We start from the raw sequence: 26,243 nt of genomic DNA on the forward strand, positions 1-26,243 counted from the left end.
GAATCTCATTATGTGACGCATGTCTGATTTCGACGTTGGCGATTATGTACGTAAATCGTACAAAAAAGCCATAAAAAACGCGCCCAAAAAGGCGCGAGCTTTTTCGAATACCCTAAATAATTCGAGCTGCAGGAAGGCGGCAAGGGTGTGAATCCCCAGGAGCTTACAAAAGTAAGTGACTGGGGTGAACACACGCAGCCAACGCACCTGCAGCTTGAAGTATGACGGGTATTAGTCCTGTTGCTGGAACTGCGTCATCACCGTTTGTTCACATTGCGATTGGTCATGACGCAGTTTGCCGCGCTCATCCTCGCCCAACTCCAGCCACGCGCTAATCACTTCCTGCGCGATTTCTTCATTAAATTCAGGCTGCTGCATAGACGACGAAGACTGGCTGGCCGCGAGTTGTGACTTCAGCTTCTCCGTGTAGCCATCCAAATCGCTGGTCTTCTTTTCACTGCTCACCAGATGACACAGCTGGCTGGCATAAACATTCTCTTCCTGATTATTTTCACCGTCGGCAGCCAGGGCACCGGCTGACAGCGACAGCCCAACGAGGGCGAGTAATAACGCTTTCATAATAGGCTCCAATAATTTCCAATAAATCAGTTTTCGTTTTGTTCGGCGCGTGCGGCCTGACGGGCAGCACGCCAGTTTAACAACGGCGTGACCGTGATGCCGTGCAACACAATGCTGCACACCACTAACGTCAGCGCCATATCCACCATCTGTTCCGCCTGCGGTCCACGCATGCCGTGCACCCATGCATAGGCAATATAATTGATACTGCCGATGCCGCGAATACCCAGCCAGCCAATCAGCAAACGTCGCATCAGCGGAATATCGCAGCGCCATGTGGTGATCCATACCGCCAGCGGACGCACCACCACAAACAGCAGCAGCGCGAGGCCGATACCGGTAAGATTCCAGTGCTGCGCCAGCGTAATACCGAGCACCACCATCATGCCCGCCGCCAGCAAACGCTCGATAGTATCACCAAAGGAGAGCGCATCGCCGATCACCAAACCCACCGATTTGACCATGCCGCTGCTGCCCTGCGCCATCCGCTGACCGGTATTGACGCGCGCTTCTGCCGGTAAGAAACGCTCCTCTTCAGACATCTCATCTTGCGGATAGTGCTTCACCACGCGCAATTCCGCGCGACGTAACCCGACGCCGGCCGCAAAGGTGGCGAGGAAGCCCGACGCATCCACCGACTGCGCGGCGGCATAGCTGAGCGCAATCAGCGCCAGTGCGAACAGATCGTTGGGTGCGACATCCTGATTGGCGGTACGTAAATGCGTCGCCAGCTGACCGATCAGCCAACCCAGCGCAAAGCCAATTCCCAGTCCGCCGCCAATCGCCCACAGCGCATCTTTGGCAAACCACTCGCCCAGCGCAGCGGTGCTCAATTCGCCCGGCTGCAACAGCAAAATCGCCAGCATCAGCAGCGGCAGCGCGGAACCGTCGTTCATGCCCGCTTCGCTGGAGAGCGCCACGCGCAGGGCATCGTCATCACGCGCATCGTTCACGGAAATCAGGCTGGCGAGCACCGGATCGGTCGGCGCAACAATGGCACCAAACGCCAGCGACATCGCCCAATCGAAGCCAGTGATCCAGTGCACCAGCAGCGTCATGCCGCCGACGGTAAGCAGCATCGCCGGAAACGCCAGCCTGACGCCAAGCCGCCACGCATGCGCGTTGAGCGGCAAACGCAGTTTCAGCCCGGTGATAAACAGCGAGGCCGCCATGGCGATTTCGGTGAGATGCGCGGCGAGATTGGCGTGACCGATGATGTCGACTTGCAGCAGATTGAGCATCCACGGACCACACAGGATGCCCGCGAACAGGTAGAGACCAAATGAGGTCACTGGCCCACGGTGAATCCACCCGGAAGCCAGTGACATAAGGAGTAAAAGACCGCCGGTGGCGGCGGTCCAGGCCAGGAAATTCATAACGCTCCGTTTTTAAATGACATTCTCCTTTAAGCCTGGCACATGTTAAGCGATCAGTTTTTCAGATGACGGCTGGCGAGGCGAATCATCAGGGCAAGCGCAGCGGCCAACGTTGCGAGTGCGACTACGCCGGTCCAGCCCCAATGCGCCAGCGCCAGGCTTCCCAGCGCCGCACCGGTCGCCATGCCGATGAAAACAACGGTAAACATTAAAGCGTTAAGGCGGCTGCGTGCTTCTGGTGCCAGGCTGTAAACCAGCGTCTGATGCGCCACCAGCGTGGCCTGCACACCCAAATCAAAACCGATGGTGCTGATGATAATCAGACCCAGCTGAGCCGGCATCGGCAGCAGCGGCAGCAGGAACATCAGCGCAAATGACACCATAACCAGCGTGGCACCGTACTGCGTAACACGCGCTGGACCGATGCGATCCGCCACGCTGCCAGCTAACGGCGCGGCCAGAGCGCCTGCGGCACCCGCAAGGCCGAATGCGCCAGCGACGGCGCTGTCCAGATGGAAGTTTTGACTCAGCATCAACGCCAGCGTTGACCAGAAGGCGCTAAAGCCCACCGACAACAATCCTTGCGCCAGCGCGGCGCGGCGCAGCGTTTGATGGTGCTGCCACAGATGCGCCAGCGACAGCAGTAAACGCGGATAGCTCACCGAGGTACCCGGCGTAAAGCGCGGCAGCACGCGCCACAGTGCAACGCTAATCAGCAATACCGCTACCGCCGCAATCATGTACATAGTGCGCCAGCCGAAATACTCCGCCACTACGCCGCTCACCACGCGTGACAGCAAAATCCCCACCAGCAATCCCGTCATCACCGTGCCGACGGTTTTGCCACGACTGCGCTCCGGCGCTAACGCCGCTGAAGCTGGCACGATGTCTTGCGCCACGGTGGCGGTTAAACCGGTGACGAAGCTGGCGATCAGTAAGGCATTCAATCCGCCCGAGAAGCCACACAGCAGCAGCGCAGCAACCAGCAGCAAACCTTTAATCAGAATAATGGTGCGACGATCGTGACGGTCGCCGAGCGGGGCCAGCAGCAAAATCCCCAGCGCGTAACCGGCTTGCGTCAACATCGGCACCATGCCGACGCTGCCGATCCCGACGTTGAACTGTTTGCTGATGATATCCAGCATCGGCTGGCTGTAATAAATCGATGCGACGCTGAGTCCGGCACCGGCCGCGAGCGTGAAGACCAGCGGCGCGGGCAGTTTTTCAGCTGGCATGGCTGACGTTGAGATGGCTGACATAGTGGATTCCCCCGTGAAAGTGCGCTTATTAAAGCGCGTCGCCGCCATACGCGGTAGACTGCTCAAACACAGAACTGTTATGCGTGGTGCGTATGAACAACATCTCCAGCCTGGACCGCATCGAATTGATGCAAACCTTTATCCGCATCGTCGAGAGCGGATCGCTGTCAGCCGCTGCCACCCAGCTCGGCACCACGCAGCCCACCATCAGCCGTCGTCTGCAGGCACTCGAGCAGCGGCTCGGCCTCAAACTGATTATGCGCACCACGCATGCGCTGAAACTTACCGATGATGGCGAGCGCTGCTATGCGCAGGCGCGTCAGCTGGTGGCGACCTGGCATGCGCTGGAGGATGATCTCACCGGCGCCAGCGATGACCCGATTGGCACGTTGCGCGTGCGGGCGCCGCATGCGTTTGGCCAGGATCAGCTGATTGAACCGCTGATTGATTATCTGCATCGCTATCCGCGCTTAACCGTGGAGTGGACGCTGAATGACCGCACGCCAGACTTCATCAGCGAAAACATCGATTGTGCGATTCAGGTCGGTGCGCCCAGCGATGCGTCAATCGTGGCTGTGTTACTGGCGGAAGTGCCGCGCTTTGTGGTGGCGGCACCGTCGCTGCTGGCCGCGCATCCGCCAGTGGATGAGGTGTCGCAGCTCACTCATCTGCCGTGGCTGGCGCTGACCAGCTTTTATCGCAACGAAATCGCCTTGCAGCGTATTAGTGATGGTCAACCGCTGAATCTGGCGATTGCCCCGCGCCTCGCCAGCGACAGTTTGTACGCGGTGCGCAAAGCCGCCATTGCCGGGATGGGCGCGGCGGTGGTGTCGTCGTGGGTGGTGCAGGAGGATTTAGCGAGAGGGGATTTGATTCAGCTGCTGCCGGAGTGGCAAGCGCCGCCGCTGCCGGTGTGGCTGACTTATCCGTGGGCGAGCTATTATCCGGCGCGATTACAGAAGTTTTTCGCCATGATTCGCGAAGTGATGCCGAAGTTAGCGGGAGCACAGCCGCCGACGCGGTAGCGTTTTTCCCTCACCCTAACCCTCTCCCAAAGGGAGAGGGAACCGATGGTAGCACGGTCAGCCCCCTCGCCCGCTTGCGGGAGAGGGCTGGGGTGAGGGCCAGCGCGCACCCAACTACATCTTCACCGCTTTCTTATCCCCCTTCGACATATTATCCAGCCAGCCCATCACAAAGGCCGACAGCACAAACGTCAGGTGGATAATCACGTACCACATCAGCTTTTCATTCTCGATGTTGCGCGCATCCATAAAAATACGCAGCAGGTGAATCGATGAAATCGCCACAATCGAGGCCGCCACTTTGTTTTTCAACGAGCCGGAGTCCATTTTACCGAGCCAGCTCAGCTTCTCTCTGTGCTCATCAATATCCAGCTTGGAGACAAAGTTCTCGTAACCCGAGAGCATCACCATCACCAGCAAACCGCCGACCAGCGTCATATCCACCAGCGACAGCAGCAACAGAATCAAATCGTTCTCCGCGATGGTGAAGACGTGCGGCAACAGGTGAAAAATTTCCTGGAAGAATTTGATGGTCAGCGCCAGCAGGCCCAACGAAAGTCCCATGTAAACCGGAGCCAGCAGCCAGCGCGATGAATACATCAGGTTTTCGATAAAACGTTCCATAAGTTCCCATTAATCAACAGACAAGTGGGCGAGTATAACCGAACTTATGTGAAGTTATTTCAGCCCTTCTTCAGAAATTTCAGGCTCGGCGGGCAGCGGCAATGACAAACGGAACACCGCGCCGCCTTCCGGCCGATTCTCCGCCCAGATGCGCCCGCGATGGGATTCGATAATGGTTTTACCGATCGCCAAGCCCAATCCGACGCCCGGCACCGCTGACTCTTTATCGCCGCGCGCAAACTTGTCAAAAATACGCGTCAGGTTCTCCGGCGCGATGCCGGGACCGCTGTCCCACACCGCAATCTCCAGCCGATCGCGATCGCGCCACGCCCGAATACCGTGCTGCGCGGCGTTGCCGGCGTATTTCAGGCTGTTTTCGATCAGATTGGTAAACACCCGTTCCAGCATGGCGCTGTCGCCTTTAATCAGCACCATCTCGGGTAAATCGAGCATAAATTCATGGCCCTTCAGCGACGGGCCCATGCTGCTCAGCGCGCCGCCAATCACCTCATCCAGCGCCACCCACTCTTCGCGCAGATTGAGTCCACCAGATTGAATGCGCGCCATATCCAGCATGTTGCTCACCAGCCGGATGGTGCTCAGCGTCTGTTCGCGAATCTGATTGGCCTGGCCGACGTACTTCGACTCTTCACTGGCGAGATCGAGCATCAGCATCTCCGCCTGACCAAACAGCACCGTCAGCGGCGTACGCAGGTCGTGCGATAGCGCTGACAGCAGCGCATTGCGCAGCTGCTCGCGTTCTGCGGACAGCCGCGACGCCGCCTCACTGTGCGACAGCGCCATGCGTTCCAGCGCGTTGGCAATCAGCACGGTGAAGGTTTCCAGTAAACGCTGCTGCTCGGGAATCATCAGCTGGCGCAGGTTTTCCGGTTCCACTACCAGCAAGCCGCGACAGTGATTGCCGCTTTTCAGCGGCAGAATCTGGTACGGCACCGCAGGCAAGGTATCGGTGCCCGCGCCCGCCGGTTGACCTTTGCTGTAACTCCACTTGGCGATAGCCAGATCCGGCGGCGTGCCAATCGCGGTATCGCCCACGGTTTGCAGCTCGCCCTGCTCATCCGGCAGCAGCAGCAAACTGCGCGCCTGCAAGGTGACATCGATGATGCGCTGGCTGGTGCTGGCGATATCCTGCGGCGTCAGGTCGCTGCCGAGCGCTTTCGCCATCTCATACAGATGCCGCGCGCGCTGTTCCCGATAGCGCGCCACTTTGGCCTGATAGCGCACGCCAGCGGTGAGATTCCCGACAATCACGCCCACTGCCAGCATCACCGCGAAGGTCACCAGATACTGCAAATCTGACACCGCAACGGTGCCGGTCGGCGCGACAAAGAACAGGTCGAAGGCGATGATGTTGATTACCGTGGCGAACACCGACGGCCAGCGGCCATAGCGCAGCGCCACCAGCACCACCGCCAGCAGATAAATCATTACGCTGTTGGCGGGATCAAACTCAACCAGCAGCCAGCGCCCAACGCCGGTGACCAAAATACACAGCAGCAGCGCCATCAAGCAGCCGCGCAGATAGAGCCGCCATTTTTCGCTGCTGGCGCGCTGGCCGCTGAGCGGATGCGGTGCATCGCGCACCGGTTCATCCAATGCCACCACCAGCAAATCGAGATCCGGGCCGAGTTCGCCGAGGCGCTGGGCAAAGCTGTCGCGCCGCCAGCGCCGTTGCGGCTGGCGACCGGTTACGATTTTGCCGAGATTATGCTCGCGCGCGTAGCGCAACACCGCGCGCGCTTCATCGGGATCGGAGAGCGTGGCGGTTTCCGCACCAAGTTCCTGCGCCAGCTGCAGCGTGCGCAGGATGGCGCGACGGCGCGCTTCCGGCAGCCGATTGAGGCGCGGCGTTTCGACATACACCGCGTGCCATTCGCTGCCAAGCCGCGCCGCTAAACGTGCGGCGGTGCGCACCAGCTTCTCGCTGCCGGTATCGTCACCGATGCACAGCAGAATGGCGTCACGCGTATGCCACACTTTGTCGCGGCCTTGCTGATCGCGCCAGGCGCGCATCTGGTCATCCACGCGATCGGCGGTGCGGCGCAGCGCCAGCTCGCGCAGCGCGAACAGATTGCCTTTACGGAAGAAGTTTTCGATGGCGCGTTCGGCGCGGTCGCCGACGTAGACTTTGCCCTCTTTCAGCCGCTGACGCAGATCGTCCGGCGGCAGATCCACCAACACCACTTCGTCGGCACTGTCAAAGAAGGGATCGGGCACGGTTTCGCGCACCTGAATACCGGTGACGCCGCCGACCACATCATTCAGGCTTTCCAGATGCTGGACGTTAACGGTGGTGATGACGTCGATGCCCGCTTCGAGCAGCTCTTCAATGTCCTGCCAGCGCTTGGGATGGCGCGAACCCTGCACGTTGGTGTGCGCCAGTTCATCCATCAGGATCACCGCCGGATGACGCGCTAATGCCGCATCGAGGTCGAATTCGGCGTGGCGTGAACGCCCGGTGGCACGACGGGGCAACAGCGCCAGCCCGTTGAGCAGCGCTGCGGTCTCTGCGCGATCGTGGGTTTCCACCACGCCCGCAAGCACGTCGAGACCTTGTGCGCGCAGGCGCTGCGCCTCCTGCAGCATGGCGAAGGTTTTTCCCACGCCCGCGCAGGCGCCGAAGTAGATTTTCAGCTTACCGCGATGGCTGTCGCTGTGGTTTAGCAGTAGCGCATCGGGATCGGGGCGGGGCAGTTCATCATGTAGGTCGTTCAAAGAATCCGTCCAATTAATCGAGGTTCCGTGCGGCCATGAAAACGGTCGCCATCAATGGCGACCCTACGGGTTTATTGCAAATCATCCAGCGCCAGATTGAGGCGCAGCACGTTTACCGTCTCTTCGCCGACAAACGGCAGCAGCGGGCGCTCGGTGTGGCGCACAATCAGCGCCTCAACATCTTTCAGCGCCATGTTGCGTGCGGCGGCAATACGCGGTGCCTGCCACAACGCGGCTTCCGGCGAAATGTCCGGGTCTAATCCGCTCGCCGATGCCGTCACTAACTCCACCGGCACCGCTTTGGGTGCTTGCGGATTCGCCGCACGCAGCGCAGCGACGCGTTCTGCCACCGCTTTGTCCAGTGCCGGATTGCTGCCTGCCAGATTGCTGCCGCTCGAGGCCAGCGCATTATAAGGCGCATCACCGGTTGCGGAAGGTCGGCCCCAAAAGTGGCCCGGCTGATTAAATGCCTGGCCGATCTGCTCGGAACCGCGTACCGCGCCATCCTGCTCAATCAGCGAACCGTTGGCCTGTGATGGGAACCACCATTGCGCCAGACCGGTAGTGAGCAGCGGATAGACCGCACCAGTGAGCAGCGTAAGCACTAATAACAATACAATAGCTGGACGTAACTGACTCATTTCTCTTCTCCTTAAGCCAGACCAAGCAGCGTCAGCAGCAGGTCGATGGCTTTAATACCTATAAACGGCACCACCAATCCGCCCGCACCGTAAATCCACAGGTTGCGACGCAGCAGCGCCGCCGCGCTCAGCGGGCGATAACTCACGCCTTTCAGCGCCAGCGGAATCAGGAACACAATCACCAGCGCGTTAAAAATCACCGCAGACAGAATTGCCGAGTTCGGCGAATGCAGCCCCATCACATTCAGCATGTTGAGCTGCGGATAGGTGGCGGCAAACGCGGCCGGAATAATGGCGAAATATTTCGCCACGTCGTTGGCGATACTGAAGGTGGTCAGCGAACCGCGCGTCATCAGCATCTGTTTACCGATGTGCACCACTTCCAACAGCTTGGTCGGATTCGAGTCGAGATCGACCATGTTGCCGGCCTCTTTCGCCGCCTGAGTACCGGAGTTCATCGCCACCGCCACGTCGGCCTGCGCCAGCGCCGGTGCGTCGTTGGTGCCATCGCCGGTCATCGCCACTAAACGCCCTTCGGCCTGATACTGGCGAATCAGCGCCAGCTTGGCTTCCGGCGTCGCTTCCGACAGGAAATCATCGACGCCCGCTTCCGCCGCGATCGCCGCCGCCGTTAACGGGTTATCACCGGTGATCATCACTGTTTTGATGCCCATCTTACGCAGCTCGGCAAAGCGCTCTTTGATGCCGCCTTTAACGATATCTTTCAGCGCCACCACGCCCAGCACCTGCGCGCCTTCCGAGACCACCAGCGGCGTGCCGCCCGCACGCGCCACCTCTTCCACTGCGGCATTCACTTCCAGCGGGAAACGGCCATGATTGGCTTCGATGTGGCGACGAACCGCATCGACCGCACCTTTGCGGATCAGACGATCCTGCACGTTGACGCCGCTCATACGCGTTTGCGCCGAGAACGGAATAAAGCTCGCGCCCATGCTGCTGAGATCGCGCTCGCGCAGGTTAAATTTCTGCTTCGCCAGCACCACGATGCTGCGCCCTTCTGGCGTTTCATCGGCCAGCGACGCCAATTGCGCCGCATCAGCCAGTTGCTGTTCGCTGACGCCCGGCGCAGGCAGGAACTGCGTCGCCTGACGGTTACCCAGCGTGATGGTGCCGGTTTTATCCAGCATCAGCACATCGACGTCGCCTGCCGCTTCCACCGCACGGCCGCTGGTGGCAATCACGTTCGCGCCCAACATGCGGCTCATGCCCGCCACACCGATGGCCGACAGCAGGCCGCCGATGGTGGTAGGAATCAGACACACCAGCAGCGCCACCAGCACCGTGATGCTGACTGGCGTGCCGCCATACGCCGAGAATGGCCACAGCGTGGCGGTCGCCAACAGGAACACTATCGTCAGCGACACCAGCAGAATAGTCAGTGCCACTTCGTTCGGCGTTTTACGGCGTTTTGCGCCTTCCACCATCGCAATCATGCGATCGAGGAAGGTTTCACCCGGATTGACGCTGCACTGAATCACCAGCCAGTCGGACAGAATGCGCGTACCGCCGGTCACGGAGGAGAAGTCACCGCCCGATTCACGAATCACCGGCGCGGATTCACCGGTAATGGCGCTCTCATCCACCGACGCGCCGCCTTCCAGCACTTCGCCGTCGCATGGAATGATGTCACCGGCTTCCACCAGCACCACATCGCCTTTGCGCAGCGTATCGGCCGCCACGCTTTGCCACGCTGCGCCATAACGCGCTTCGGCCAGTTTTTTTGCATCGCTGGTTTTGCTGATGCCTTTCAGGCTGTTGGCCTGCGCCTTGCTGCGCCCTTCCGCCAGCGCTTCGGCGAAGTTGGCGAACAGCACGGTGAACCACAGCCAGATGGCGACGCCGGCGGTAAAGCCCGCGTTGCCGCTGAGCGTGCCGCTGGCCATGCCCACCGCCAATACCGAGGTCAGCACGCTGCCAATCCACACCAAAAACATCACCGGGTTGCGGAACTGCACGCGCGGATCGAGTTTTTTCAGCGCATCCAGCATGGCAACGCGGGTGAGCGCCGCATCAAACAGCGCCAGTTGTTGACGACTCATGATTCCGTTATCCCTGAATAAGTTGCAGATGTTCCGCGACCGGGCCTAATGCCAGCGCGGGGATGAACGTCAATGCGCCCACCAGCAAGACGGTGCCAATCAGCAGCGCGATAAATAGCGGGCCGTGCGTTGGCAGCGTACCGTTGCCCACCGGCTGAATTTTCTTCGCCGCCAGCGAACCGGCAATCGCCAGCACCGGAATGATGATGCCGAAGCGGCCCACCAACATGCAGAAGCCGAGCAGCAGGTTCCAGAACGGCGTGTTGGCGCTCAATCCGGCAAAGGCGCTGCCATTGTTGTTAGACGCCGATGACACCGCATACAGCACTTCGCTGAAGCCATGAATGCCGGGATTGGCCATGCCGGCGCGACCGGCGTCGGTCATCATCGCCAGCGCGCTGCCAAGCAGCACCAGCGTTGGCGTCACCAGAATCGCCAGCGCGGTCATCTTCATCTCCCACACGTCGATTTTTTTACCCATGTATTCTGGCGTGCGACCGATCATCAACCCGGCGATAAACACGCCGAGCAGCACGAACAGCAGCATGCCGTACAGGCCAGCACCTACGCCGCCAAACACCACTTCACCCAACTGCATCAACCACATCGGCACCATGCCGCCGAGCGCGGTGAAAGAGTCATGCATGGCGTTGACCGCACCACACGACGCCGCCGTGGTGATCACCGCAAACAAGCTGGAGTTGAGAATGCCGAAGCGCGTCTCCTTGCCTTCCATGTTGATGGCGCTGTCCGCGCCGAGCGCGAGGAAGTGCGGATTGCCACGCAGTTCGGCCCACATCACGGTGATCACCGCCAGCACGAACATGATGGTCATCGCCCACAGCAGCATGTGGCCCTGACGACGATCGCCCAGATGCTGGCCAAAGGTGAAACAGAGCGCCGCCGGGATCAGGAAGATGCTCAGCATCTGCACGAAGTTGGTCAGCGCCGTCGGATTTTCGAACGGATGCGCCGAGTTGACGTTGAAGAAACCGCCGCCGTTGGTGCCGAGCATTTTGATCGCTTCCTGCGACGCCACCGGACCGAGTGGCAGCGTCTGCTGCGCGCCTTCCAGCGTGGTGAGCGCATGGTAAGGTTCGAAGGTTTGAATGCTGCCCTGGCTGACGAAGAACAGCGCCATCAGCAGGCTGATTGGCAGCAGCACGTAAACGGTAATGCGCGTGAGATCGCGCCACGCGTTGCCGAGCGTCGCCAGCGAACGGTTGGCAAAACCACGAATCAGCGCAAACGCCACGGCGATACCGGTCGCCGCCGACAGGAAGTTCTGCACCGTGAGGCCCGCCATCTGACTGAAATAGCTCAGCGTGCTTTCCCCGGCGTAGGATTGCCAGTTGGTGTTGGTGACAAAGCTGATGGCGGTATTGAGCGCCAGATCCCAGCTCAGATTAGGCAGATGCTGCGGGTTCAGCGGCAGCGCGGCCTGCGTCATCAACATCAGCAGCAGCAAGGCAAAACCCAGCGCGTTAAACAGCAGAATCGCCAGCAAATAGTGCGGCCAGCGCATGGCGTCGCCGTCGGCTCCGGCCAGTCGCCACAGCGCGCGTTCAGTACGCGGCAGCAGCGCCTTGTCAGCCACAAACAGGGCGAGATAACGTCCCAGCGGTTGTGCCAGCACCATCAGTACCAGCAGGAATACCGCAATTAGCATGAATGCATTCGCCGCCATCAGAATGCCTCCGCATTTAGCAGGGCATAAATCAGGTAGCCCAGAAGAACAAACACCAGCACGATGCCGGCTATCACGCCCACGCTCACAGCAACCTCCAGAGGATTTTGGTAGTGCTGCAAGCATGCGCGGCGCGGCATAAAGAAGAGGTAAAAAGGCGGGAAGCGGGCGTAAATAAAGTATAAAAATGGTGAAGAATTAAGCGCTTTCTAACGCCCAGATGCGGTTCAGATCGATGTTCTGCCACAAGCCGCTGTCTTCCGCGCCGGTAATGCTGTCGGTGCAGAAGCTGTCGCCGAGATCGAGCTCTTCCGGTTTTACTTCGCGCTGCGCGTGCAGTGACCAGAACACATGCACTTTGGGCTTGAGCAACGATTTTTCGCCCGCCTGCACCACTAGCGCCACGCGCCCGGAAGCCAGTCGCACCAGCGATCCCACCGGATAGATGCCGATGGTGCGCACGAAGGCGTGCAGCAGCGAGTTATCGAAGTGGCCACGCCAGCTCAACATGTTGTGCATCGCTTCGGCAGGCGTCCAGCCTTTACGATAAGGACGATTCGAGGTGACGGCATCGTAGACGTCGCACACCGATGCCATGCGCGCATACAGTGAGATCTCCTCGCCTTTCAGACCGTGCGGATAACCGTTGCCGTCGTATTTTTCATGGTGATGCAGCGCGATATCCAGCAGATCTTCACCGGCGTTAGCTTCCATTAACATCTGCGCACCGACAATCGGGTGCTGGCGCATCACGGTGAACTCTTCATCGCTGAGCTTGCCGGGCTTGTTGAGAATCTCCAGCGGCACCGCGGCTTTACCCACATCGTGTAGCAAACCGCCCATGCCAACGCGGCGCAGCTGGTGCTCATCGAGGCCCATTTTTTTGCCGAGCGAGATCATTAAGCCGCACACCGCCATCGAGTGCAGATAAGTGTAATCGTCGTGATTCTTCAGGCGCGCCACACTCAGCAGCGCAGTCGGTTCGCGGGTGATCGAACCGGCTATTTGATCCACCAGATCAAGGGTGTAATCGAGGTCGAGGCCTTGCCCCATACGCGCCTCGTTAAACATCGCCAGCACCTGCGGTTTCCCCTGATTGAAGATGCTTTGCGCCTGATCCATCTCCTGGAAAAACGGGGTTTGAGGAATATCTTTTTTTGGCGCGGGCGCAGCGGGCGCCTGAACCGATTTATCGAGATCGATCCATAACTGCAGGATCCCCTCATTGCGGATCATCGCGATCTGGCGTTTATCAGTGATCAGCATTTGGTTGCGAATGCGCTTATCTTTGACCCACCAAACCTCAAGTTTGTGGATAAACATTCCCTGCCGCAGTTCGTCAACGTTAATCAGCTTTATCACGATATCGCTCCTTAATATCAGTGGGTGGTAAGGAGGTATCGGCAGCTGAGCAAAAAATCTTCAGGAGTGATTTGTGCGATCGGTGAGGTTTGCGAGATGGGTGCGCATTAATGCGCACATTACGTCGTAGGGTCGCCATTCATGGCGACCTGGCTTGAAATCTCCTGCTCCTCACCAACGCGTTCAATCGGTCCCATCACCAGCAGGAACAGTAAAGCAGCGACCACGCAGTGCGCGCCGACAAACACCAGCCCAATGCTGTAGCTGCCGGTTAAGCCGACGATGATGCCGAACAGCAGCGGCGTGATAAAACCCGCCATATTGCCGATGCCATTGAAGATCGCGCCCGCCAGGCCAACCGCTTCTTTTGGTGCGGTATCGCTGACAATCGTCCAGGTTCCAGCGCCCGCCGCCACGCCTTTGCCAAAGAAGGCGAACGACATAATGGCGATAATGCCGACGTTGCTGGGGATCATCGCCGCCAGAACCAGCGACGCCGCCATCAGCATGCCGACGATGTACGGCGTTTTACGCGCCCAGGATAAACTCCAGCCGTTTGCCAGCAGTTTGTCGGAGATATAGCCGCCGCTGATGCCGCCGACGAAGCCAAACACCGCCGGTGCGATGGTGGCAAAACCGGCGTCGAGAATGTTCATGCCACGCGCCTGCACCAGATAAATCGGGAACCAGGTGATAAAGAAGTAGCTGAGCGCGATGATGCAATATTGGCCGATATAGGCGCACCACAGCATACGGTTGCTGAGCAACTTTTTGAACATCGCTTTGCTCAACGGCGGACGCGCTTTTAGCGTTTGCGCCGAATCAATATCGACCAGCGCGCCGCCCTGCTCGATGTAGCGCAGCTCATTTTCCGATACTCGCGGATGATGGCGCGGACTGCGCATAAAGCCCATCCAGACAAACACCGCCAGCACGCCAATGCCGCCCAGTACGAAGAACGGCCATTCCCAGCCGAAACGCGACACCAGCCAGCCGGAGAGCGGCGAGAAGATAGCGACGGCAAAATATTGCGCCGAGGCGAAGAGTGAAGAGGCGCGGCCGCGTTCGGCGCTGGGGAACCACATGATCACCGCACGGGCATTGGCGGGAAAACTCGGGGCTTCAATCAGGCCCAGCGCGAAACGCAGCGCAAACATCAATGTCAGTGCCATGGTCATGCCGCTGGAGAACTCGCCGACAAAGCCCATCAGCAGCGTGGAGATCGACCACAACCCCAGCGTTACGCCATACACTTTTTTGGTGCCGAAGCGATCGAGGAACAGGCCGCCGGGGATCTGGCCGATCACATAGGCCCAGCTAAACGCCGAGAGGATCAGGCCAAGCTGGATCGCCGACAGCCCAAACTCATCTTTGATCGCCGATCCCGAGATCGACAGGATCGAGCGGTCGGCATACGCCACCACGGAAAGAAACAGGATCAGGCACAGGATCCAAACGCGTACGTGGCTGTTCTGTGGACGATTATTGGCTTTTAGCATGGGCTGAATTCCTCAAATGAACCGTACCGGAAAACCACTTTATTTCCCTGTTCAGCAACTATAGGAAGCGGTTTCAGGCGTGGTCATTGGGCGAATGGCGGAATCGACGGTGCTAATTAGCGCCAGATTTAGCAGCTGGCACAAAGTGAGGTGCGGCGCTGCACAGAACCTTAAAGATCCGCTCGCCTTTGCGCCGCAATGTGCGCCAGCTCTAAGAAAATCCTTCGCAGCGCAACTATGAGCGCACGAAGGAAAGGCGCACCCGAGAGCAAAGTGTGCGCCTGGCTGCAAAATCCAACCGTGCTGATTGTCAGCCGCGTAGCGGGCTCGTAGGCTGAAAATGATTTCATTAAGCCATTTTTGATCTTAATGAAACATTCATTCTAATAACAAGCTTACTCTGGAGTCTGCGATGAAAACCCTCAAGGCGATTGTGTTGCTCGGCCTGCTCTCAACATCAGCCTCGGCGCTGGCGGAAAAAATTGGCGTGTCGATGGCCTACTTCGATCAAAACTTCCTCACTATTATTCGTCAGTCGATTGATAAAGAAGCCAAAGCGCGTGGACTCGATATTCAGTTTGAAGATGCACGCGGTGACGTCGGACGTCAAACCGATCAGGTGCAGAGTTTTATCGGCGCGGGCGTGGATGCCATCATCGTCGATCCGGTCGATTCTGCCAGCACGCCGCAGCTGACCAAGTTAGCGCAGCAGGCAAAAATTCCGCTGGTGTACGTAAACCGCACGCCAGGCGATAAATCGCTGCCGGCCGGCGTGGTGTTTGTCGGCTCCGACGAGCGTGAATCCGGCACCTTGCAGATGGAAGCGCTGGCGAAAATGGCTAACTACAAAGGCAATGTGGCGATCATGATCGGTAACCTGACCGATGCCGGTGCGCTGCAACGCACTAAAGACGTTGAGCAAGTAGTGGCGAAATATCCCGGCATGAAAGTAGTGCAGAAACAGCCCGCCAACTACGCGCGCAACGAAGGCATGGATTTGATGAATAACTGGCTGGGCAACGATGAAGCAATTGATATCGTTGCGGCTAACAACGATGAGATGGCGATTGGCGCGGCGATGGCGCTGGCCAAGGGCAATAAAAAGGTGCTGGTTGGCGGCATCGATGCTACGCCAGATGGCCTGAAAGCGCTGTCGCAGGACAAAATTCAGGTCACGGTGTTCCAGGATGCGGTCGGCCAGGGCAAAACGTCGGTGGATGTGGCGCAGAAGCTGATTAAAGGCGAGAAAGTCGATTCACACGTGTGGATCCCGTTCGAGCTGGTAACCAAAGAGAATATGCAGAAGTACGTTGATAAATCACAATAATTACCGCCAATTGTAGGGTCGCCATTTATGGCGACCGTAACGCAGGTTTAGTGCGGTTATCGACAAGGTCGCCATGAATGGCGACCCTACGGTTAACGTAATATCGCCATCTGCACGATATCGTGATACTCGCCGTCGCGCAGGCAGGCTTTGCGTTTCACGCCTTCGCGCTCGAAGCCCAGCTTCTGATACAGGCGCAGCGCGCGTTCGTTATCGTGGAATACTTCCAGTTCGATGCGCAGAATGCCGAGCCAGTTAAAGGCGTAATCCATCGCGTTGCGGATCAGCTTTTCACCAATGCCGCGCCCGCCAAACGCCGGATCGACGCTGATACCAAAACTGATGCTGTGACGCGTGCGCGGACGCTGCTCGACAAACAGCGTCAGCTCGCCGACCATCGCGCCATCGATCTCCGCAACAAAGCCGATGTATCCCAGCTCATCCATCTTTTCGAATTTTTTCTGCCAGGTCGCTATGCTCGGGCACGGCAACTGCGTGGTCCAGCGATAAACGTCAGGATGGCTGTATAGGCGTTGGTAAGCGGCGGCATCGCCCGGCTCACGACCGCGAATGTGTAAATCCATGTCGGTAATCCCTTTTCACATGCACTAAGCTGTTAACTCTCACCATTTCGGGAAGAGTGATTCTATGTTGTATCGCCGTTTTGAACGTTTTATCAATATTTTCCAGGATGCGCCAACCGATTACCCACCCGCCAGCGTCTGGCCGTTCTACTTCTACTATCTGCGTCAGGTGTGGCCGAGCTTTGTCGCGCTGCTGATTGTCGGGCTGGCGCAGGCGCTGATCGAAGTGGCGCTGTTCAGCTATCTCAGCCGCATCATTGACCTGGTTAATCACTCCACGCCCGCCTCGTTGTTTAGCGATAACTGGCAAATATTGTTGTGGATGGGCTTTGTGGCGCTGATTCTGCGGCCCGTGGTGATTGCCGCGCACGATATGCTGGTGCATCAAAGCATTAACCCGAGCATGACCAGCATGATCCGCTGGCAGCATCACAACTACGTGCTGCGCCAGAGCCTGAACTTCTTCCAGAACGATTTTGCCGGGCGCATTGCCCAGCGCATCATGCAAACCGGTAACTCGCTGCGTGATTCGGCGGTACAGCTGGTGGACGCCATCTGGCACGTGGTGATTTATGCGGTGACCTCGCTGGTGCTGTTTGCCGAAGCGGACTGGCGCCTGATGATTCCGCTGGTGATCTGGATTGTGGCGTACAGCGTGTCGCTGAGCTTCTTCGTGCCGCGCGTTAAACAGCGTTCGGTGGTGTCATCGGAAGCGCGCTCAAAATTAATGGGCACCATCGTCGATGGCTACACCAACATCGCCACCATCAAACTGTTTTCGCACAACGATCTGGAGAAGCGTTACGCGCGTGAGGCGATTCAGGAGCAAACCGACAAAACCCAGCACGCCAGCCGCATGGTCACTACCATGGATATCACGCTCTCGACGCTCAATGGCTTGCTGATTGTCAGCACGTCTGGCCTGGCGCTGTGGTTGTGGAGCCAGTCGCTGATCAGCGTCGGCGCGATTGCGCTGGCGACCGGCTTGGTGATCCGTCTGGTGAACATGTCCGGCTGGATCATGTGGGTGGTAAACGGCATCTTCGAGAATATCGGTATGGTGCAGGATGGCCTGAACACCATTGCACAGCCGCTGAGCGTGCAGGATCAGCCGAACGCGAAAAACATGCAGGTGACGCGTGGTCAGATTCGCTTTGAGGATGTGCGTTTTGATTATGGCGGCAGCCGTCAAGTGATTAATCGCCTCAATCTCAACATCAAACCGGGCGAGAAAATCGGGTTGATTGGCCCGTCCGGCGCCGGTAAATCCACCTTAGTGAACTTGCTGCTGCGGCTGTATGACATCAACAGCGGTCGCATTGTGATTGACGATCAAAACATCGCCGAAGTGACGCAAGAGAGCTTACGCGGACAAATCGGCATGATCACCCAGGACACGTCGCTGCTACACCGCTCGATTCGCGAAAACCTGCTGTATGGTCGCCCGGATGCGACGGAAGAGGAGTTGCAGGCGGCGATTATCCGCGCGCGCGCCGACGAGTTCATTCCGCTGCTCTCCGATCCACAAGGCCGCACTGGTCTGGATGCGCACGTGGGCGAGCGCGGCGTCAAGCTGTCGGGCGGTCAACGTCAGCGTATCGCCATCGCGCGCGTGCTGCTGAAAGATGCGCCGATTCTGATCATGGACGAAGCCACCTCGGCGCTGGATTCCGAGGTGGAAGCGGCGATTCAGGAGAGCCTGGAAACGCTGATGCAGGGCAAAACGGTGATTGCCATCGCCCACCGTCTTTCCACTATCGCCAAAATGGATCGTCTGGTGGTGCTGGAGCAAGGTGAGATTGTCGAGATGGGCAACCACCGCGAACTGCTGGCGCACGGCGGACTTTACGCGCGCCTGTGGCAGCATCAGACCGGCGGTTTTGTCGGCGCGGATTAATCACCACGCCGATACGGCAAGGCGTCGCGCGCTTCAATTGCCCAGCCGCGCACGCCTTCCCGTTCCTGCAGCAGAAAATCCGCCACCGCATCGCGCAAACCGGGATGACACAGATAGTGCCACGAGTGCGTGATATGCGGTTCAAAGCCGCGCACCAGCTTGTGCTCGCCCTGCGCGCCCGCATCAAAACGCTGTAAACCTTCCGCGATGGCGAAATCCATGCCCTGATAGAAGCAGGTTTCGAAATGCAGCCGATCAAACTCCGCCAGACATCCCCAATAGCGGCCATACAGCGTGTTGCCGTCCATTAAGCAGAACGCCATGGCGGCCGGTTGGCCTTGCAGCGTCGCGATCACCACGCGAATCGAACGCGGCATGCGCTCTGCCAGCAGGCTAAAGAAGTGGCGCGTCAAATACGGTCGCTGGCCGCGCACCGCATAGGTGTTGGCGTAGCAGGTGTAGACGAAATCCCACTGATCTTCGCGCAGCTCATCGCCGCGATACCAGCTGAATTCAAAGCCGCTGCTCATCACCTGCTCACGCTCTTTGCGCAGCTGTTTGCGCTTGCGCGACATCAGCGTGTCGAGGAAATCCTGAAAATCGCGGTAGCCTTTGTTGTGCCAGTGATACTGCAAGCCAAGACGTTCCAGCCAGTCTGGCTGCTGCTGCATGATGTGGTTGGCGAATGGCGTGGTGAAATTGATGTGCGCGCCGCTCAAACCCTGTTCGTAGAGATTATCCGGCAGCGCGCTGAGCAATTTCAGCACCGCGTCTTCATCGCCCAACAGACGTGCGCCGGTCACCGGACTGAACGGAATCGCACCCAGCCATTTCGGATAGTAAGGAATACCGGCGCGCTGGCAGGCATCCGCCCACGCATGGTCAAACACATATTCACCGCGCGAATGGCGTTTGCGATAGCCGGGAATGGCGGCACGCAGCACGCCATTTTCCCGCCACAACAGGTGATCCGTCTGCCAGCCGTTTTCGGGCCGCACGCTGCCGCTCTCTTCAAGTGACAAGAGAAATGCGTGGCGTAAAAACGGTTGATCGTCAGGTAACAGCGCATCCCATTCGACGGCGGCAATCTCCGCCAGCGATGACAGATGTAGCAAAGACATTCACGGCTCCCGGCCTGGTGAAAGCAGGCGCCTAGTTCAACAGGTTTTCCCGCGTGGGAAAAGGTATAGCGCACTGAATGTGTAATCAGCAGATTTGACCCGATGCGCATTAATGCGCAACCTACGACGTAGGGTCGCCATTCATGGCGACCGATTAACATAAAACGCTGAACTAACAGGAAACGCCATGGATCGACTCGATTGTGACCGCATGTTTGTCGCCGTGCTGGAAGTCGGCAGCTTTGCCGGTGCGGCCGAGCGCCTTGGCACCAGCAGCGGCCAGGCGTCGAAGCTGGTCTCCCGGCTGGAGCAGGAACTTGGCGTCCAGCTGTTTAAACGCAGCACGCGTGCGCTCTCGCCCACCGAAGTCGGTCGCGCCTATTACGAGCGGGTAAAAACGCTGCTGGAAGCTTTTGATACATTGGATGCCACCGTGCGCGACAGCGCCACCACGCCGACCGGCCGCCTGAAAATCAGCGCGCCCGGCACCTTTGGTACGGCGGTGTTAGCCAGCGTGCTGGTGGAGTTCGCGCGCCATTATCCGCAGATCGAACTCGACGTGAACTTCTCCGATCGTGCAGTCAACATCGTAGATGAAGGCTTCGATATGGCAATCCGCATAGGCAAACTCGACGACAGTAGCCTGATTGCGCGCCGCCTCGGCGATGTGCCAATCCGCGTGGCGGCCTCCTCCAGTTATCTGCTGCAACACGGCACGCCGCAGCACTGGCGCGATTTGGCGGCACATCAGTGCATCAGCGATACCAACTTCCGCGATCCCTGGCACTGGCCGTTTGTCACGCCGTGCGGCGACAGCGTTAGCATGCCGATTCGTGGTCGTCTCTGTTTCTCAAACACCGAAGCCTGTTTGCAGGCGGCGATTGCCGGATTGGGCATTGCGCGGCTGCCGGGTTTTATTGCCGCGCCCGCTCTGCAGCGCGGTGAAATCGTCTCGATATTAGAGGCGTTCGCCACGCCGCCGCTCGGCCTGTTCGCGCTCTATCCGCCGGCGCGTCATCTGGCGCAGAAAACCCGGCTGCTGATCGATTTCCTCGCCGCCCATTTCCGGCACCATCCGCCCGGCTGATTCCTTCCAATTTGGAAGCAATGAAAGCCATTTTTCCCGGATTATCACCCAACCAGCAGCGCTGTATGCTTACTCCATCAACACTGGGGAGAGAAGGCGATGCTGGTAAATGGTAAGTGGAGTGCAGAGTGGCATCCGGTGCAAGCCACCGATAAACAAGGCGGATTTGTGCGCCAGACATCCAGTTTTCGTCACTGGATCACCGCAGATGGTTCCAGCGAATTTGCTGCCGAGCCGGATCGCTATCACCTCTATGTGGCACTGATTTGTCCGTGGGCTTCGCGCACGCTGCTGGCACGCACTCTGAAAGGGCTGGAGAAAGTGATCAGCGTGTCGGTGGTGGAACCGCAGCTTGGCGCGCAAGGCTGGCGCTTCGGTGATTATCCCGGCGCGGATCGCGACTGGCTGAATAAAGCCGAATACATCCACGAGCTTTATACCCGCGCCGATGCAGATTTCACCGGCCGCGCCACTGTGCCGGTGCTGTGGGACAAAAAGACGCAAACCATCGTCAATAACGAGTCGGCCGATATCCTGCGCATGCTGAACAGCGGCTTTGGCGCGCTGGCGGACGATCGTATTGATCTTTATCCCGAGGATCTGCGCGCAGAGATCGACACGCTGAACGAATCGATCTATCCACGCCTGAATAACGGCGTGTATCGCACCGGCTTCGCCACCACGCAGATCAGCTATCAGCAGGCGTTTAACGATGTGTTCAGCCAGTTGGATGAGCTGGAGCTGCGTTTGCAGGATGGCCGCACCTTCCTGCTCGGCGAGCGCTTAACCGAAGCGGATATTCGCTTGTTCGTCACGCTGGTGCGCTTTGACGCCGCCTATCACGGCCTGTTTAAATGCAACCTGCGCCGCCTGCGCGACTATCCGCTGCTCGATCGTTATCTCAAGAGTATGCTGTCGGTTTCTGGCGTGCGTCAGACGGTGAATATCGACCATATCAAGCAGGGCTATTATTCGATTAAAGCGCTGAATCCCAACGGCATTGTGCCGGTTGGCCCGGATATGGCGGCCTACGGTTTTTAAGGAGCAATGCGATGGCAAAAGCGTTAGTGATTTTTTTACATGGCGTCGGCAGCAACGGCGACGACCTCGCGGTGCTCGGCGAACATTGGGCGCGGCTGCTGCCAGATGTGGCGTTTGCCTCGCCGAATGCGCCCTATCCCTTTGAACATGCGATGGGATATCAGTGGTTTAGTTTGACCGGCATCACACCCGAAAACCGTCCGGCGCGGGTGCGTGAAGCCCGCGCGGCCTTTGATGACACGCTGCAACAGCTGATGGCGCAACACGGCATGGCGGATGCGTGGGACAAAGTGATTCTGGTGGGCTTTTCGCAGGGTTCGATAATGGCGCTGGATGCGCTGGCGTCAGGCCGTTATTCGCTGGCGGGCGTGGTGGCATTTTCCGGTCGTCTGGCGTTTGATGGCGCGTTAACACCGCAGCCGTATACGCCCGCGCTGCTGATTCACGGCAAAGCCGATGATGTGATTCCGTTTAGCGAAAGCGCATCGGCGGAGCAGCGTTTGCAACAGGCTGGCGTGACGGTGGAAGCGCGCTATGAAGCGGCCACCGGCCACACCATTTCATCGCAGGGTGCGATGGATGCCGCCGGTTTTATTGCGCAATGTTTGCAGGATTAAGGCCAGTAGCGATTTAACGCCTGCCACGCCTTGTGCGCAGCCACCTCTGCTGGCTGCGCTTTCAACTTATCGTTAAACACTTCAATGCCGACCGGCCCACTGTAACCGGCACTTTTCAGCTTATCGACAAAGCGTTCCACTTCGATGATGCCATCGCCCGGCAACAGGCGCTGATGACGCGCGTACTCACTGAGCGGCTGCTTATCCTGCGGCGGCATGTCGGCCATGTCACACAGTTGCACTTCGTAGATACGATCGGCAGGAATGCCGTCCAGCTGCGATGCGTCGCCGCCTAACGCGCAGATGTGGAACAGATCGACCACCAAACCGATATTCGGCTGGTCCAGCCGTTGCAGCCGTTCCCACGCCAGCGGCAGCGTATTATCCACGCTGCACCACGCCATCGGCTCATACATGATGCGCATGTTGTAGCGCGCGGCTTCCGACGCCATCCAACGCAAATCTTCATCAATACGCGATGCTACGCAATCTTCACGCGTGCTGGCGGGTGCCTGAATGGTGTCGCAGCCGATGGTTTGGGCAATCTGAATGAACTGACGCAGCTCTTCGCGTTTTTGCTGGCGCTCACGATCCGGCGCACCGGTGAAATCGCGCAGCACCTGAACATTGGTGAAGCCAAGCTGTAACTGCTTTGCTAACTGTGGCGTACTGGCTTGCACATCGTCGCGCCAGATCTCAACCTGCTCGAAACCGGCGGCGCGTGCGGCACGCAGCTTCTCCTCAGGTTCACCGTTTAACAACACCAGGTTAAGGAATTTGGGGTTATGACGCATGACACAGCTCCTTAATCGTCCGGATAATCGGTGACACATTCTGTGCGTCACGCGCACAGAATGGCGATCAGTATCTACCTCTGAGGAGTTATTTCAAGCCTGATGGTTATCCCAGCAGGTTTACCACGGCAAAACCGGCGAAGGTCATCAGCAAGGAACCGATGACATGCACCATCACGCTCGACATCGCCCACAGGTATTTGCCGGTTTGCAGCAGCCCGACAATTTCTGCTGAAAAGGTCGAGAACGTGGTTAAGCCGCCGCATAAACCGGTGACAATCAGCAGTTTCCAGAAGGGATCGATATGCGGGTTGCGCACGAAGAAAGCCAGCGCCGCACCGATGATAAAACCGCCCACCAGATTCACCATCAAGGTGCCCGGCGGCAGATTGGGAAACAGCGCGTTAAAACGTAATGAGATCAACCAACGCAGCGAACAACCAACCGCACCGCCCAGTACCACCGCCAGTAACGACTTCAACATAGTTTGGAGCTCCTGAAATGAATTACGCGCAGGGCCGCGGCAGGACAGAATAACACCTGACACACCGCCGTCTCCCGCGCAGGGATACGAGTGTTGTCAGGCGTCATCAGCCGTCTGTAACCAGAACGGCGGTTGGGGAAGGTGGCACGCCATCACCTTAGGCGGGAGATAATACGCTGGCTTGGCAATGCAGACAATATGCGACAAGGCGGTCGTAGGGTCGCCATTCATGGCGACCGAACATCAGGGAGTATTACCGCTCGAAGTGAATTACGCCTTTAATCAGTTCGCGGTTGTTAATCACATCCGCTTCAAAGCGCTCCGCCAGCGTAGAAAAATCATAATGGCGATTCAGCATCATGTCGGCACGAAGCTGCCCGTTCGCCATCAGTTCGCCGACTTTAGCGAAATCTTCCAGCGTGGCGTTACGGCTGCCCATCAGCGTGGTCTCTTTTTTGTGGAACTCGATATCCGGAATCACCAGATCGCCTTTATGCAGGCCGACAAACACGATGGTGCCGCCGTGACGAATCAGTTTCACCGCGCCGTTCATCGCCGCTGGGCTACCGGTGGCATCGATCACTTTGGCAGCCAATCGCCCGCCAAACTCCGCTTTGAGCTGCGTATCAAAATCGGCGTCTAACGGATTCACCGTCGCCAACCCTAGTTTCTGCGCCACGTGCGCACGGCGCTGTTCGCTGGTATCGGCCACCACCACGTTCGCCCCCGCCGCCGCCGCAATCGCGGCCACGCCAAGGCCAATCGGACCTGCGCCCACCACCAAAACCTGCTCATCCGCCGTAACGGCCGCACGGCGCACCGCATGCGCGCTGATGGCGAAGGGTTCAATCAGCGCGGCGGCTTCGGGATCAACCTCATCCACCGCCAGCAAATTGCTGGTCGGCACGCTGAGGAATTCACAAAAACCGCCATCCTGATGCACCCCAATCACCGAGATTTTTTCGCAGCAGTTGGTTTTGCCACTTAAACAGGCATCGCACTGCTGGCAGGCAACATAGGGAATCAGCGCCACGCGCTGGCCCAGCCTGAAGCCGCTGGCCTGGCTGCCGAGTTCTACCACTTCGCCACACAGCTCATGCCCCAACACGCGCGGATAGCTGAAGAACGGCTGATTACCGGCCCAGGCGTGAATATCGGTGCCACAAATACCGGCGGCGATCGGTTTAATCAGAACTTCATTAGCGGCGGGCGTCGGCTTCGCGCGCTGCTGCCACACCATCTGGCGCGGCTCGGCGACCACCAGCGTTTTCATCGTTGTCATTGGCTTCTCCTGTGCTGTTGTCGCAGTTATGGCGAAAATCGGCGATGGCAGCTTTTTGCGTTGGGGGAAGTGTGAAGCCAACCGCTTTTTTTGGGCTTTGTATGGTTTTTAATAGATAAAAAACCGGAGACGCGTATGAGCCGCAGCCAGAACCTACGTCAGAATGTGATTAACCAGATGCTGGAAGGCATTGCCAAACGTCATATCCGTTCGCCGTTGCCACCGCAGGCGGCGCTGGCCGAAATGTTCAACATCAGCCGCACCACGGTGCGCCATACCTTGCAGCATCTGCATGAGCGCGGCGTACTGGAAAAGGTGGATGAAACCTACGTTATCGTGCGCGATCCCAGCGAAGAAGATGGTTTTAACGCCCTGACGCCGCCGATTGATCAGCAGGCGCTGCAGTTTGAGCAGACCTTTTTCAACCTGATTAATCAGCGCCAGCTGATGCCGGGCGATACCTTTAGCGAGCTGCAGTTAGCGCAGCAGGTAAAGGTCAGTCCGATTGTGGTACGCGAATTCCTGCTGCGCTTTATGCGTTATGACCTGCTGGAGCCGGTGAAGCGCGGACAATGGCGCATGAAGAAGTTCGATCAGAAGTATGCCGAGAACCTGTTTGAGTTGCGCGAAATGCTGGAAACTCACGCGCTGACCCGTTTTCTCAACCTGCCCTCGCAGGATGAGCGCTGGATGCAGGCGCGCGACCTGCTGGATCGCCATCGTTCGATGCGCGACACCATCGCCAGCAATTACCGCCACTTCGCCGCGCTGGATAAAGAGATGCATACGCTGATTCTCTCCGCCGCCAACAATCCGTTTTTTAATCAGTCGCTGGAGATAATTTCAGTGATTTTTCACTCGCATTATCAATGGGATGAAACCGATCTTAAGCAGCGCAATATTGTGGCGCTGGAGGAGCATATGGCGATTCTGACGGCGCTGATTAGCCGCCAGGATGTCGAAGCTTTGTGCGCCCTGCACAATCATCTCGGCACCGCCAAAACATCGATGATCCGATCTATCCGTCAGTACAATTAAAAACCGATTAAAAACCACAAAGCATTAGCTCCCGCACGAATCTGAAACATCTCCGCAACATCCCGATCTGATTGCTTCTAGTCTCGAAGTCAATCCGTTGGGGCAGCACCGTTTTGCTGCCGC

At 58.2% G+C, this 26,243-nt stretch carries 23 protein-coding genes and 1 riboswitch; of the genes, 7 read left to right on the top strand and 16 right to left on the bottom strand.

From position 1 onward, the window contains the following. Positions 1-231 precede the first annotated feature (231 nt). The 3 genes from PanJK_RS21025 to PanJK_RS21035 are packed head-to-tail and all read right to left on the bottom strand — an operon-like array spanning position 232 to position 3,214. On the bottom strand, positions 232-579 hold the full coding sequence (locus PanJK_RS21025; RefSeq protein ID WP_256697741.1) for a hypothetical protein: 348 nt from the start codon (positions 577-579) through the stop codon (positions 232-234). Between the two features lie 26 nt (positions 580-605). Beyond that, complete coding sequence (locus PanJK_RS21030; RefSeq protein WP_154157268.1) at positions 606-1,955, bottom strand: cation:proton antiporter; 1,350 nt, start codon at positions 1,953-1,955, stop codon at positions 606-608. Between the two features lie 53 nt (positions 1,956-2,008). After that, positions 2,009-3,214: an MFS transporter gene (locus PanJK_RS21035; protein ID WP_265302656.1), complete on the bottom strand. Its 1,206-nt coding sequence runs from the start codon at positions 3,212-3,214 to the stop codon at positions 2,009-2,011. Between the two features lie 92 nt (positions 3,215-3,306). On the opposite strand from PanJK_RS21035, the gene PanJK_RS21040 reads away from it, so the two are divergent. Further along, the gene (locus PanJK_RS21040) at positions 3,307-4,239 is read left to right on the top strand and encodes a LysR family transcriptional regulator (RefSeq protein ID WP_265302659.1); all 933 of its coding nucleotides are present in this window, start codon (positions 3,307-3,309) and stop codon (positions 4,237-4,239) included. A gap of 114 nt (positions 4,240-4,353) precedes the next feature. Here the strand turns inward: PanJK_RS21040 and PanJK_RS21045 are convergent, their stop codons facing one another. From PanJK_RS21045 to PanJK_RS21080, 8 genes are all read right to left on the bottom strand, one after another. Further along, entirely contained in the window at positions 4,354-4,863 is a 510-nt protein-coding gene (locus tag PanJK_RS21045; protein ID WP_008109449.1) for a TIGR00645 family protein, read from the bottom strand. Positions 4,864-4,917: 54 nt separating this feature from the next. Beyond that, the gene (gene kdpD, locus PanJK_RS21050) at positions 4,918-7,599 is read right to left on the bottom strand and encodes a two-component system sensor histidine kinase KdpD (RefSeq protein ID WP_265302661.1); all 2,682 of its coding nucleotides are present in this window, start codon (positions 7,597-7,599) and stop codon (positions 4,918-4,920) included. Between the two features lie 71 nt (positions 7,600-7,670). Next, positions 7,671-8,240 carry a potassium-transporting ATPase subunit KdpC gene (kdpC, locus tag PanJK_RS21055; RefSeq protein WP_265302663.1) on the bottom strand — a complete coding sequence of 190 codons (570 nt, stop codon included), beginning with the start codon at positions 8,238-8,240 and terminating at the stop codon, positions 7,671-7,673. An 11-nt stretch (positions 8,241-8,251) separates the two neighbouring features. Continuing rightward, a complete protein-coding gene (gene kdpB, locus PanJK_RS21060) occupies positions 8,252-10,300 on the bottom strand; it encodes a potassium-transporting ATPase subunit KdpB (protein ID WP_256697746.1) in 2,049 nt (682 codons plus the stop codon). Between the two features lie 7 nt (positions 10,301-10,307). Continuing rightward, positions 10,308-11,987 carry a potassium-transporting ATPase subunit KdpA gene (gene kdpA, locus PanJK_RS21065; protein ID WP_265302666.1) on the bottom strand — a complete coding sequence of 560 codons (1,680 nt, stop codon included), beginning with the start codon at positions 11,985-11,987 and terminating at the stop codon, positions 10,308-10,310. Further along, a complete protein-coding gene (gene kdpF / locus PanJK_RS21070) occupies positions 11,987-12,076 on the bottom strand; it encodes a K(+)-transporting ATPase subunit F (RefSeq protein ID WP_081113208.1) in 90 nt (29 codons plus the stop codon). Before kdpF ends, kdpA begins: the two co-directional genes overlap by 1 nt. A 109-nt stretch (positions 12,077-12,185) precedes the next feature. Beyond that, positions 12,186-13,349: an HD-GYP domain-containing protein gene (locus PanJK_RS21075; protein WP_256697749.1), complete on the bottom strand. Its 1,164-nt coding sequence runs from the start codon at positions 13,347-13,349 to the stop codon at positions 12,186-12,188. 119 nt (positions 13,350-13,468) lie between these two features. Continuing rightward, positions 13,469-14,848 carry an MFS transporter gene (locus PanJK_RS21080; RefSeq protein WP_265302669.1) on the bottom strand — a complete coding sequence of 460 codons (1,380 nt, stop codon included), beginning with the start codon at positions 14,846-14,848 and terminating at the stop codon, positions 13,469-13,471. Between the two features lie 412 nt (positions 14,849-15,260). Here PanJK_RS21080 and PanJK_RS21085 point away from each other — a divergent pair, with 412 nt between their 5' ends. Further along, positions 15,261-16,175: a sugar ABC transporter substrate-binding protein gene (locus PanJK_RS21085; protein WP_008109461.1), complete on the top strand. Its 915-nt coding sequence runs from the start codon at positions 15,261-15,263 to the stop codon at positions 16,173-16,175. A 92-nt stretch (positions 16,176-16,267) separates the two neighbouring features. On the opposite strand, the gene PanJK_RS21090 is transcribed toward PanJK_RS21085, so the two are convergent. After that, complete coding sequence (locus PanJK_RS21090) at positions 16,268-16,759, bottom strand: GNAT family N-acetyltransferase (protein ID WP_265302672.1); 492 nt, start codon at positions 16,757-16,759, stop codon at positions 16,268-16,270. 64 nt (positions 16,760-16,823) lie between these two features. Here PanJK_RS21090 and PanJK_RS21095 point away from each other — a divergent pair, with 64 nt between their 5' ends. Next, entirely contained in the window at positions 16,824-18,656 is a 1,833-nt protein-coding gene (locus tag PanJK_RS21095) for an ABC transporter ATP-binding protein (protein WP_265302674.1), read from the top strand. Here the strand turns inward: PanJK_RS21095 and PanJK_RS21100 are convergent. Further along, positions 18,653-19,777, bottom strand: a complete 1,125-nt coding sequence (locus PanJK_RS21100) for a GNAT family N-acetyltransferase (protein WP_265302676.1) — start codon at positions 19,775-19,777, stop codon at positions 18,653-18,655. The genes PanJK_RS21095 and PanJK_RS21100 overlap by 4 nt on opposite strands. Positions 19,778-19,964: 187 nt before the next feature. Between PanJK_RS21100 and PanJK_RS21105 the strand changes: the two genes are divergently transcribed. The 3 genes from PanJK_RS21105 (at position 19,965) to PanJK_RS21115 (ending at position 22,522) form a co-directional block, all read left to right on the top strand. Beyond that, positions 19,965-20,864: a LysR family transcriptional regulator gene (locus PanJK_RS21105; protein WP_256697759.1), complete on the top strand. Its 900-nt coding sequence runs from the start codon at positions 19,965-19,967 to the stop codon at positions 20,862-20,864. 99 nt (positions 20,865-20,963) lie between these two features. Next, complete coding sequence (locus tag PanJK_RS21110; RefSeq protein WP_256697760.1) at positions 20,964-21,905, top strand: glutathione S-transferase family protein; 942 nt, start codon at positions 20,964-20,966, stop codon at positions 21,903-21,905. Positions 21,906-21,916: 11 nt separating this feature from the next. Then, complete coding sequence (locus tag PanJK_RS21115; protein WP_265302680.1) at positions 21,917-22,522, top strand: alpha/beta hydrolase; 606 nt, start codon at positions 21,917-21,919, stop codon at positions 22,520-22,522. Here PanJK_RS21115 and PanJK_RS21120 read toward each other — a convergent pair. The 3 genes from PanJK_RS21120 to PanJK_RS21130 all read right to left on the bottom strand — a co-directional run bounded on the left by PanJK_RS21120 (position 22,519) and on the right by PanJK_RS21130 (position 25,082). Beyond that, on the bottom strand, positions 22,519-23,316 hold the full coding sequence (locus PanJK_RS21120; RefSeq protein ID WP_265302682.1) for a sugar phosphate isomerase/epimerase family protein: 798 nt from the start codon (positions 23,314-23,316) through the stop codon (positions 22,519-22,521). The genes PanJK_RS21115 and PanJK_RS21120 overlap by 4 nt on opposite strands. Positions 23,317-23,422: 106 nt before the next feature. Beyond that, positions 23,423-23,800 (bottom strand): fluoride efflux transporter CrcB, encoded by a 378-nt coding sequence (gene crcB / locus PanJK_RS21125; RefSeq protein ID WP_039333080.1) that lies wholly within the window; start codon positions 23,798-23,800, stop codon positions 23,423-23,425. A gap of 90 nt (positions 23,801-23,890) precedes the next feature. Further along, positions 23,891-23,966: riboswitch (Fluoride riboswitch) on the bottom strand. Positions 23,967-24,053: 87 nt separating this feature from the next. Continuing rightward, positions 24,054-25,082, bottom strand: a complete 1,029-nt coding sequence (locus tag PanJK_RS21130; RefSeq protein WP_265302688.1) for a zinc-binding alcohol dehydrogenase family protein — start codon at positions 25,080-25,082, stop codon at positions 24,054-24,056. A gap of 135 nt (positions 25,083-25,217) precedes the next feature. On the opposite strand from PanJK_RS21130, the gene PanJK_RS21135 reads away from it, so the two are divergent. After that, positions 25,218-26,120, top strand: coding sequence for a GntR family transcriptional regulator (locus tag PanJK_RS21135; protein ID WP_064741307.1), 903 nt, complete (start codon positions 25,218-25,220; stop codon positions 26,118-26,120). The last annotated feature ends 123 nt before the right edge of the window (positions 26,121-26,243 follow it).

It is taken from the genome of Pantoea sp. JK, from assembly GCF_026130245.1.
Taxonomy (GTDB): Bacteria; Pseudomonadota; Gammaproteobacteria; order Enterobacterales; family Enterobacteriaceae; genus Pantoea; species Pantoea trifolii.

What these genes read in the sequence shown, in the direction of transcription:
- PanJK_RS21025 (WP_256697741.1), bottom strand. Translation starts at nt 579, where the DNA reads ATGAAAGCGTTATTACTCGCCCTCGTTGGGCTGTCGCTGTCAGCCGGT.
- PanJK_RS21030 (WP_154157268.1), bottom strand. Translation starts at nt 1,955, where the DNA reads ATGAATTTCCTGGCCTGGACCGCCGCCACCGGCGGTCTTTTACTCCTT.
- PanJK_RS21035 (WP_265302656.1), bottom strand. Translation starts at nt 3,214, where the DNA reads ATGTCAGCCATCTCAACGTCAGCCATGCCAGCTGAAAAACTGCCCGCG.
- PanJK_RS21040 (WP_265302659.1), top strand. Translation starts at nt 3,307, where the DNA reads ATGAACAACATCTCCAGCCTGGACCGCATCGAATTGATGCAAACCTTT.
- PanJK_RS21045 (WP_008109449.1), bottom strand. Translation starts at nt 4,863, where the DNA reads ATGGAACGTTTTATCGAAAACCTGATGTATTCATCGCGCTGGCTGCTG.
- kdpC (WP_265302663.1), bottom strand. Translation starts at nt 8,240, where the DNA reads ATGAGTCAGTTACGTCCAGCTATTGTATTGTTATTAGTGCTTACGCTG.
- kdpB (WP_256697746.1), bottom strand. Translation starts at nt 10,300, where the DNA reads ATGAGTCGTCAACAACTGGCGCTGTTTGATGCGGCGCTCACCCGCGTT.
- kdpA (WP_265302666.1), bottom strand. Translation starts at nt 11,987, where the DNA reads ATGGCGGCGAATGCATTCATGCTAATTGCGGTATTCCTGCTGGTACTG.
- PanJK_RS21080 (WP_265302669.1), bottom strand. Translation starts at nt 14,848, where the DNA reads ATGCTAAAAGCCAATAATCGTCCACAGAACAGCCACGTACGCGTTTGG.
- PanJK_RS21085 (WP_008109461.1), top strand. Translation starts at nt 15,261, where the DNA reads ATGAAAACCCTCAAGGCGATTGTGTTGCTCGGCCTGCTCTCAACATCA.
- PanJK_RS21090 (WP_265302672.1), bottom strand. Translation starts at nt 16,759, where the DNA reads ATGGATTTACACATTCGCGGTCGTGAGCCGGGCGATGCCGCCGCTTAC.
- PanJK_RS21095 (WP_265302674.1), top strand. Translation starts at nt 16,824, where the DNA reads ATGTTGTATCGCCGTTTTGAACGTTTTATCAATATTTTCCAGGATGCG.
- PanJK_RS21100 (WP_265302676.1), bottom strand. Translation starts at nt 19,777, where the DNA reads ATGTCTTTGCTACATCTGTCATCGCTGGCGGAGATTGCCGCCGTCGAA.
- PanJK_RS21105 (WP_256697759.1), top strand. Translation starts at nt 19,965, where the DNA reads ATGGATCGACTCGATTGTGACCGCATGTTTGTCGCCGTGCTGGAAGTC.
- PanJK_RS21110 (WP_256697760.1), top strand. Translation starts at nt 20,964, where the DNA reads ATGCTGGTAAATGGTAAGTGGAGTGCAGAGTGGCATCCGGTGCAAGCC.
- PanJK_RS21115 (WP_265302680.1), top strand. Translation starts at nt 21,917, where the DNA reads ATGGCAAAAGCGTTAGTGATTTTTTTACATGGCGTCGGCAGCAACGGC.
- PanJK_RS21120 (WP_265302682.1), bottom strand. Translation starts at nt 23,316, where the DNA reads ATGCGTCATAACCCCAAATTCCTTAACCTGGTGTTGTTAAACGGTGAA.
- crcB (WP_039333080.1), bottom strand. Translation starts at nt 23,800, where the DNA reads ATGTTGAAGTCGTTACTGGCGGTGGTACTGGGCGGTGCGGTTGGTTGT.
- PanJK_RS21130 (WP_265302688.1), bottom strand. Translation starts at nt 25,082, where the DNA reads ATGACAACGATGAAAACGCTGGTGGTCGCCGAGCCGCGCCAGATGGTG.
- PanJK_RS21135 (WP_064741307.1), top strand. Translation starts at nt 25,218, where the DNA reads ATGAGCCGCAGCCAGAACCTACGTCAGAATGTGATTAACCAGATGCTG.